8 protein-coding genes are annotated in these 8,652 nt (G+C 36.2%); 6 read left to right on the plus strand and 2 right to left on the minus strand.

Features of this window, described 5'->3' with window-relative positions:
- Positions 1 to 81: 81 nt before the first annotated feature.
- Positions 82 to 1,086 (minus strand): nucleoid-associated protein, encoded by a 1,005-nt coding sequence (locus RT445_RS15400; protein WP_274793981.1) that lies wholly within the window; start codon positions 1,084 to 1,086, stop codon positions 82 to 84.
- Positions 1,087 to 1,179: 93 nt separating this feature from the next.
- On the opposite strand from RT445_RS15400, the gene RT445_RS15405 reads away from it, so the two are divergent.
- The 4 genes from RT445_RS15405 (at position 1,180) to RT445_RS15420 (ending at position 5,819) form a co-directional block, all read left to right on the plus strand.
- Complete coding sequence (locus tag RT445_RS15405; protein WP_312506779.1) at positions 1,180 to 1,692, plus strand: GNAT family N-acetyltransferase; 513 nt, start codon at positions 1,180 to 1,182, stop codon at positions 1,690 to 1,692.
- 291 nt (positions 1,693 to 1,983) lie between these two features.
- Positions 1,984 to 3,513, plus strand: coding sequence for a spore germination protein (locus tag RT445_RS15410; RefSeq protein ID WP_312506785.1), 1,530 nt, complete (start codon positions 1,984 to 1,986; stop codon positions 3,511 to 3,513).
- 21 nt (positions 3,514 to 3,534) lie between these two features.
- Complete coding sequence (locus RT445_RS15415; protein WP_312506778.1) at positions 3,535 to 4,632, plus strand: spore germination protein; 1,098 nt, start codon at positions 3,535 to 3,537, stop codon at positions 4,630 to 4,632.
- Complete coding sequence (locus RT445_RS15420) at positions 4,629 to 5,819, plus strand: Ger(x)C family spore germination protein (protein ID WP_274793978.1); 1,191 nt, start codon at positions 4,629 to 4,631, stop codon at positions 5,817 to 5,819. The genes RT445_RS15415 and RT445_RS15420 overlap by 4 nt, the downstream gene beginning before the upstream one ends.
- Positions 5,820 to 6,014: 195 nt before the next feature.
- On the opposite strand, the gene RT445_RS15425 is transcribed toward RT445_RS15420, so the two are convergent.
- Entirely contained in the window at positions 6,015 to 6,710 is a 696-nt protein-coding gene (locus RT445_RS15425; protein WP_274793977.1) for a response regulator transcription factor, read from the minus strand.
- Between the two features lie 144 nt (positions 6,711 to 6,854).
- Between RT445_RS15425 and RT445_RS15430 the strand changes: the two genes are divergently transcribed.
- Positions 6,855 to 8,480 carry a flavin-containing monooxygenase gene (locus tag RT445_RS15430; protein WP_313470869.1) on the plus strand — a complete coding sequence of 542 codons (1,626 nt, stop codon included), beginning with the start codon at positions 6,855 to 6,857 and terminating at the stop codon, positions 8,478 to 8,480.
- A 26-nt stretch (positions 8,481 to 8,506) separates the two neighbouring features.
- The coding region (locus tag RT445_RS15435) for an SDR family NAD(P)-dependent oxidoreductase (protein WP_313470880.1) at positions 8,507 to 8,652 on the plus strand (146 nt) is incomplete at its 3' end.

Genomic DNA, 8,652 nt, shown 5'->3' on the forward strand with positions numbered 1-8,652 from the left:
AAGCCCTTTGGAACCCCTCGCATAGCAAGGGGTTTTCAAAAGATACAAAAAAAAAGGCATCCCTTTAAGGGAATGCCTCTTCTACATCTCATCCTGGAAATAAATTTTATAAAATTTTCGATTTGTTGCTTCATCATATCCTACTTCAATCAGTTCATCTATTTGGTCGATATGTTGAATATTTACTTGTATTTCAATGTTGGCATCGAGCTTAATTTTACGTTTATATTTTTTTTCGGCCTTTTCTAATGCACTATCTGATATAACCGTTTCATAGGGTTTGACTGAGTTGATCAGTATATCCTTTTGTGTAGCATCAGCTTGCTCAAATACAGTTTCAATATAATGGTTTACTTGAAACTCTTCTTCATTTCTAAAATAATCCAATGTTTTATTCAAAAGTCCTAGCTTCTCTGTGTTTGAATAATTTTCTTCCTTTAAAATGTATTTTTTACATTCAGTGAGCGCTAAATCAGTTTTATGATAATATTCATCTGCAACTTTAATTTTTAAAAAACGTTCTTGCCAATAAATGATATCCTCTTTACGCTTTGTTTTCATAAATACAGCAGGAGGTTGTTCTGGCCCCATATCCACAATAATGGCCATATTATTAATTTTTTTGACGTTAATGCCATCAATGCCGTTGACAATCATTTGATTTTGATCATTTTTAACATCTAAAAATATTTCTTTTTCATCAATTTTAACAATGGCAATAATCTTTTTTTCCTCATTCAATAGTAAACAGTTTTCAAATAAGCCAATAAACAGTTCACCGCTTTTAATATTGGGATGCTGTGACACACTATGTAAGTGTCTAGCTATATTTTGTGATTGTTCTAGAAAGCTACTGTTTTGTTCAAAAATGGCCTTGGCGTACGTATAAATTTCATTGAGAGCAATATTTGTTTCATGGAAAAATTCGAATTGTTGCTCCAAATCAATCTTACTAAATGCAAGCTGTGTAAAGGCTGCTTCTAACATGACCTCGGGCTGAGTAAAGGCTTCTTCACCCAAAATAAGTGTCTCGTTCAAAAAATGTAGACTATATTGTGCTAATTTACTTTCACTAACTTCAAGCATAAATTCCACCTTCTAATTTTTCATAGTAGCTAGTATACCATATTCTATTTAATAGATTTCATTTATCATGTTCTAAAATGTTGGGAGGATAAGATGGATCAGTCAAAAATAAACTCAAAAGGCATTCAATTAAGAGCGATTACAATAGAGGATTTTCCTAGTGTTTTAAAATGGAGTAAAGATGATAGGTTTTGTTCAGCCAATGGATGGAATATTAATAGCAGTTATGAAGAACTTTATGAATGGTGGCTCCGATATGTGGAAAATAACTCTGCTGATTTTGTACGAATGGGGATAGCGTATAATGGTACACTCATAGGTTATGCCGATTTAGTGGATATGAAGGAGCAGACAGCTGAGCTAGGACTTGCTATTGGAGATAGTTCCTATTGGGGAAAAGGGTTTGGTACGATTGCGACAAAATGCATGCTAGCTTTTGCTTCTGAAAACAATAAGATTGATCAGTTGCTAGCAGAAACACACGAAACAAATTGGCGAGCAAGAGCCATATTAGAGAAAATAGGGTTTAGAGAAATAAGTAGTAGGGGAAGTGCGGAATATTTAGGGGAAACCAGTCAACTCATTCAATATAGTATTGTATTCTAAATCCACTACCAGTACTCCAATTTTTGGGGGCTGGTTTTTTTAGGTTCCTGTTCAGAATATTGATGGTTAGAAGTTTAAAATATGGTGGCTTAGATAATGATAAAAACATGTAGAGATACTATGTATGATGTCTACTAAAGAGGGTGATGATTTGTGTGGGAAAAAGTGATTTCCTACATGCCACATTGGCAAGTTTTTATGCAGGCCTTTTTAGCATTTTTAATTCCATTTTTGATTTTCAAACTGTTTAATGGTTTTTTATTTGTAAAAAAGAACAATGGAATGATTGATATGAAAGAACAAACTGTGCAAGGTGAGGAGCAGTACGAATCTGTTTCAAAAACGCTTGACCAATTTACAGGAGTTTATGATGTTGATCTTTTAAAAATAAAGAAAGAATTGGAACATAATTGGGATGTACAATTCAGAGAGTTTCACATAGGGAATACAGGTATTCGTGCAGCCATCGTCTTTCTAAAAGAATTATGCGATAAAGAAATGATCGATAAGCATATTTTGAAATCATTAATGGAGGGAATAACTGAAAATCCTACGATTATAAAAGGCTATGAATTGCAGCAATTAATAAAAAATGAAGTTCTTCCTGTGAGCGATCTATTCGAGGAATCAACCGTGATGAAATCTGTAGGGGGGGTACTAACTGGGGCAACAGCATTAATTATTGATGGTATACCAAGTGTATTTATCCTTGGTACTGCACAAGGAAAGACACGCAATCTTGATGAGCCTATTTCAGAAGCATTGGTGCGCGGACCAAGATTAGGCTTCACAGAAAATTTAAGCGTGAATACTTCCTTATTAAGGCAACAAGGGGAAAATCAGCATTTAGCTATCATTAAAATGGAAGTTGGCACGCGTATCAAAAAAGAGCTAGTAATAGCCTATATAGATGAAATTGCTGAGCCTGATTTAATTGAAGAGGTGAAGAAACGAATCAGCAAAATAAATCTAGATAATCTACCTGAATCTGGTTATATTGAACAATTGATTGAGGACAATTATCTTAGTCCTTTTCCGCAAGTTCAAAGCACCGAACGTCCTGATCGTGTTTTTGCAGCCTTAATGGAAGGACGTGTCGCCATTTTATTAGATGGGACCCCTTTTGCTCTCATTGTGCCAGTAACCTTTAATATGCTTTTACAATCTCCGGAAGATTATTACGAACGTTGGTTACCTAGCTCACTTATTCGTTTGCTTCGCTTTCTTGCGGCAGGTATTACATTGTTTGGACCATCCATATATATTGCTTTTGTGTCATTTCATCAGGGGCTAATCCCGACTAAACTTGCTTTATCGATGATGTCGACAAGGCAAGGTGTTCCATTTCCTGCATTAATCGAAGCACTGATCATGGAAATAGCGATTGAAATCCTACGAGAAGCTGGACTTCGCTTACCTAAGCCGATTGGTCCCACAATGGGAATAGTTGGCGGACTTGTCATCGGAGAAGCGGCTGTCCAGGCAGGAATTGTTAGCCCCATTATGGTCATAGTCGTAGCATTAACAGCTATTTCATCCTTCGCTATTCCACAATATAATGCAGGGATTTCGTTACGTATGCTACGCTTTATTGCAATGCTTTCTGCTGCTTTATTTGGGTTATATGGAATTATTCTATTTTTCCTTTTCCTGTGCAGTCATTTAGTAAAGTTGAAAAGTTTTGGTGTACCTTTTGTTAGCCCAACCGTTCCTTATCGAGCAGGGGATTGGAAGGATTTTATGGTACGTATGCCGTTAAAGATGATGAAACGTCGACCAAAATTGTTAAAGCCTAAAGACACTATTCGCAAAGGGAATTAGGAGGAAGGGAGAATAATTGCCATGTCCGATCGTTCAAAAGATAAAATAACAACGTCACAAGCAATTGTTATTATTATTAACTATATTCTAGCAACTGGGATTCTTACCTTACCTCGTGCATCGGTAGAGAAGGTGAAAACGCCAGATGTTTGGATAAGTGTTTTTTTAGGTGGCATCGTCGCAATGATAGCGGGCGTTATCATTGTCAAGCTTAGTCAACAATATTCAGATAAAACTTTTTATCAATATACTCAAGACATTGTTGGCCAATGGCTAGGCTGGTTGATTAGCTCCTGTGTCATTGTTTATTTTTTTACTATTTCTGCATTTGAGGTTCGGATAATGGCTGAAGTGACCTCCCTCTTTTTATTGGAAGGAACGCCAACATGGGCCATTATTTTACCCTTCTTATGGGTCGGGCTGTATTTGATTAGTAGTGGCATCAATTCAATCGCACGATTATTCGAAATCATTTTCCCCATAACCTTTGTTATTTTTTTACTAGTTGCTTTTTTAAGCATAGGCATATTTGAGATTGATAATCTTAGACCCGTATTAGGTTTAGGATTAGTACCGATGTTAAAAGGTGTAAAAACAGCTACATTAGCCTTTTTAGGACCTGAAATTATGCTGTTGCTAGTTGCTTTTATGTATCCATCAGATAAATCGAAAGCGATTAAGGTAGTTTTAGTTGGCATCACAGTACCTTTACTTTTTTATGTCATTACTGTCGTGATGGTGATAGGTGCTCTATCTATTGATGGGGTAGTGACAAGGACATGGCCAACAATTGAACTAATGAGAAGTTTTGAAATTCCTGGCTTAATTTTTGAACGCTTTGAATCATTTTTGCTTGTCATATGGATTATGCAAATATTTGCGACCTTTACGATTACTTATTATGCTGCTGCCTTAGGATTAGCTCAGCTTTTTAACAAAACTATACATCCTTTCCTATATGGCTTATTGCCTGTTATTTATATCATTGCAATGACGCCAAAGAATATTAATGAACTGTTTAAATTTGGAGATAAAATTGGCAATGTTGCATTAATTTTATTTGGCGTAATCCCTATAACCTTACTCCTTATATCAAAACTGAGAGGACATAAAACATGAAGCGAACTCTTCGATATGTGCATCTTTTACTAGTGATGATGGTTGCCCTACTTCTCACAGGCTGCTGGAGTAGTAAAGAGATTGAAGACTTAGGGCTAATTGTAGGTACGTCCTTGGATTTAGAAACTGGGGACGTTACGTCAGAAGAGCAACAAGAGGCTAGATATGCTAATAGAGAGCTGCTTACGGTCACGAATCAACTTGTCACTTCAGAGACAACTTCTACGGGTACCAAAACAGGGCCAATACATCAGAAAGCCTACAAAAACGTTTCGGAAACAGGAGATGCCGTTTTGCCTACACTACGGAATATGGTGTTAAAGATTGATAAACGTGCTTTTGCTGAACATTCCAAAGTGATTGTGATTGGAGAGGACCTTGCAAGTACTATCAACTTGCAACAAACGTTGGATTTTTTTCTAAGAGAGTTGGAAATACGACCAAGCGGAATATTGCTAATTGCTCAGGGGCAAGCAAGGCAGGTGCTTGAAACAAATGAACCAACTAAAATTCCAGCCTTTCAATTGGTAGAAATGATGCGTGGACACGAACGAACGACAAAGATTTTGCCTCCTATGACGATAGCTAAATTAGAAGGGAAACTGTATTCACATTCTAGCTTCTTATTACAAAATGTGGTGGTAGAAGATGAGGAAGTAAAATTTTCAGGAGCTGCGGTCATTGAAGGGAAATCCAAAAAACTAAAAGGTTTTTTAAATGAAAGTGACTTAGAGGGTATTGCATGGATTACGGGTGAAGGAAAGGGAGGCTTAGTAAAGGGTTTTGATGAAGCGTCGAATTCCCCTATCGTATATGAAATATTGTCTTTGAAAACTAAGATTATCCCGCATGTTGAAGGGGATCGTATTTCTTTTACAATCAAAATAAATTCCGAAGGCAGAATAGCAGAGCATTGGGTACTAGCAGACAAAACATTTAATAATCAATTTTTGAAAAAAGCAGAGAAAATAATCGAGAAAGAAATTGAACGTTTAGTGATGAAAACATTGGATAAATTGCAACAAGAATATCAGACGGATGTCGCAGGGTTTGGCAATAAATTGAGAATTGAGTATCCAAAGGTATGGAAAAAAGTAAAAAAAGATTGGGATCAAATTTTTAGTGAAGTTCCAATTACATGTGATGTTACTATATCCATCAAGGATTACGGCACGTCTGGTGATTAACTTGTTTAATCACCTTTTTTGAGTCGGAATATGATGGAAACGGAGATCGATTGAACTCATTGACCATATGCATGAACCACTTTAAAAGGAAGATTTTTTTCTCATTAGAAATTATTTATTTTGATAGAGTTCCTGACACTCAATTTGAATATAAAAGTTAATAAAAATAAGGGGAGTAACTAGCTCCCCTTATTTTTATAGAAGGATGCCTTCCTGATAAAGAATGCTAATGGCGTGAGAGCGATTTTTAGCATGCAATTTTTTGATAGCAGATTTAACATATTGAGTAATAGTTAATTCACTAAGATTCATAAAACCTGCAATTTCCTTCGTACTTTCTCCTATTGCTACCTGTCGCATTACCTCAAGCTCTCTTTTGCTAAGTGAGACTTCTTTTTTACCGTTTCTTGCTTGAATGAAAAGCTGGCCAATAATGTTCCCAAAGGTCGTTAAGTCTTCTAAGATCTTTTCCGTTATAGTAGTCCCTTCCTCCATTTGTGTACTACAAATATATCCAAAAACATATTGACCTATAAAAATGGGGACAATTAAAAACGAATTATTTTGCGAGTGAATAGAATATTTAATACTAATATTCTTTAAATAATCGATACCTGTACAAAATTTAGCTTTCTTATCTTCGATAGCAGAGTAAATAATAGGAAAACTACGAATTTCTTCTCGAATTTCACCGATATGACTACCACCAGATTCATTCAAAAAAATTATGCCTTCAGCTACAAAGCCTATTGGAGAATACCTTAATAAATAGGCATCCTTGAGAGGAAAAGAATCTAAATATACCTGCAAAATGTGTATCAACAACTCTTCATGATTAGCAAAACTTTGGATCGTGTCGAAACGTTTTTGAATGGTATAAAGATTGGACATGATTTATCCCCTTTTTTAGGTATATACTACCCTTAAAATAAGGAATTTTCAATATATTCTGTAAGTTGTAGTATTTAAGTTAAGAAAATCCATTATTTTCTTAGTTCGTATTAAGTAAATTATGAAGATGAGGGGGCACAAAATTTGGGGAGTCAAACAGTCAACGAGGTGGACGCAGTTGTTTTAGGTGCAGGGTTTGCGGGCTTGTATATGTTACATCAGCTAAGGAGTAATGGTTTTTCTACCATTGTATATGAGGCTGGAGATGGTGTAGGAGGGGTATGGTATTGGAATCGTTATCCTGGTGCTAGGTGTGATATCGAAAGCATCTATTACAATTATACTTTCTCAAAGGAATTATATGAAGAATGGACATGGACATCTAGATTCCCAGAACAAGAAGAAATATTGCGCTATTTAAATTATGTGACAGATCGTTTTCAGTTACGAGAAAGTATCCAATTCAACACACGTGTCCATGCAGCACATTTTGATGAGGAACAGAATAAATGGCTCATTCATTTAAATGATGGACAGCGGATTTTAACAAAGTACTTTATAACAGGAATAGGTTGTTTATCTGCTGCTAATATTCCTAACATTCAAGGGTTACAACAATTTCACGGAAAATGGTATCATACTGGGCATTGGCCACATGAAAAAGTTAACTTTAAGGGAAAACGAGTAGGGATTATTGGGACAGGCTCAAGTGGCATTCAAGCAATACCTGTTATAGCAAAAGAAGCAGCACATTTAACCGTATTCCAACGGACGCCACAGTACACGATCCCAGCCCGTAATCATCCATATGATAACGACTTTATAAAAGAAACAAAGCAAAACTTCGAAACGTTAAAGCATGCGATGAGAAATTCTGTTTCGGGTACACCCTTTGCACAAAATCAGCAGTCTGCCATGGAGGATAGTGATGATAGAAGGCTAGAGGTTTTTGAGGAGGCTTGGGCACAAGGTGGCTTTGCCTTCTCAGTGACTTATCATGATTTGTTAACAAATGAACAATCCAATGAAGAAGCAGCGGAATTTATTCGCTCCAAAATACGTCAAACTGTCAAAGATCCAATTGTAGCTGAAAGATTATGTCCTACATATATGTATGGGACAAAAAGACAAGTTTTAGATAGCGATTATTTTGAAACCTATAACAGAGATAATGTTTTACTTGTGGATGTGAAAGCATCACCTATTCAACGAATAACCGAAACAGGTATTCAAACATCCGACGATCAGTACGATTTAGATATCATCATTTTTGCTACTGGCTATGATGGTATGACGGGGCCGTTATTTAAAATTGATATTCGGGGAAGGGGTGGCGTGGCACTGAAAGAAAAATGGGAGAATGGTGCATCTGTTCAAACCTACCTCGGACTTACAACAGCTGGTTTTCCAAATTTATTTATGATAACGGGACCAGAAAGCCCTTCTGTACTTGTGAATATGCCAGTCGCTATTGAACAGCATGTAGAATGGATTGCACAATGCATTAACTACTTACGTGAACACGACATTGAAATAATGGAACCCTTTGAGGAAGCAGAAATAGCATGGAGCAAGCATTGTAGAGAGATTGCTAATGAAACACTATACGTCAAAGGTGATTCCTGGTATACAGGAGCTAATATTGAAGGGAAACCTCGAAGTTTTTTAATCTATCTTGGAGGATTTGATTATTATACAAAACGGTGCAATGAAGTTGCTCAAAACCATTATGAGGGCTTTAAGCTAATGAAATTAAAATCGATATCATAGTTTGAGAGAGAGGAGCATATATAAATATGGAGCAACAAGTAGTCATTATTACAGGTGCCGGAAGTGGTATAGGCAGAGAGGCTGCTAAACTACTTGCAAAAAAGGACAAGGCTTTAGTATTAGTAGATTTTGATGAAAAAAATGGTCAAGATACATTAAGCGTAGTGAAGAA

The organism is Lysinibacillus sp., assembly GCF_032093475.1.
Taxonomy (GTDB): Bacteria; Bacillota; Bacilli; order Bacillales_A; family Planococcaceae; genus Lysinibacillus; species Lysinibacillus irui.

What these genes read in the sequence shown, in the direction of transcription:
- RT445_RS15400 (WP_274793981.1), bottom strand. Translation starts at nt 1,086, where the DNA reads ATGCTTGAAGTTAGTGAAAGTAAATTAGCACAATATAGTCTACATTTT.
- RT445_RS15420 (WP_274793978.1), top strand. Translation starts at nt 4,629, where the DNA reads ATGAAGCGAACTCTTCGATATGTGCATCTTTTACTAGTGATGATGGTT.
- RT445_RS15410 (WP_312506785.1), top strand. Translation starts at nt 1,984, where the DNA reads ATGAAAGAACAAACTGTGCAAGGTGAGGAGCAGTACGAATCTGTTTCA.
- RT445_RS15425 (WP_274793977.1), bottom strand. Translation starts at nt 6,710, where the DNA reads ATGTCCAATCTTTATACCATTCAAAAACGTTTCGACACGATCCAAAGT.
- RT445_RS15405 (WP_312506779.1), top strand. Translation starts at nt 1,180, where the DNA reads ATGGATCAGTCAAAAATAAACTCAAAAGGCATTCAATTAAGAGCGATT.
- RT445_RS15415 (WP_312506778.1), top strand. Translation starts at nt 3,535, where the DNA reads ATGTCCGATCGTTCAAAAGATAAAATAACAACGTCACAAGCAATTGTT.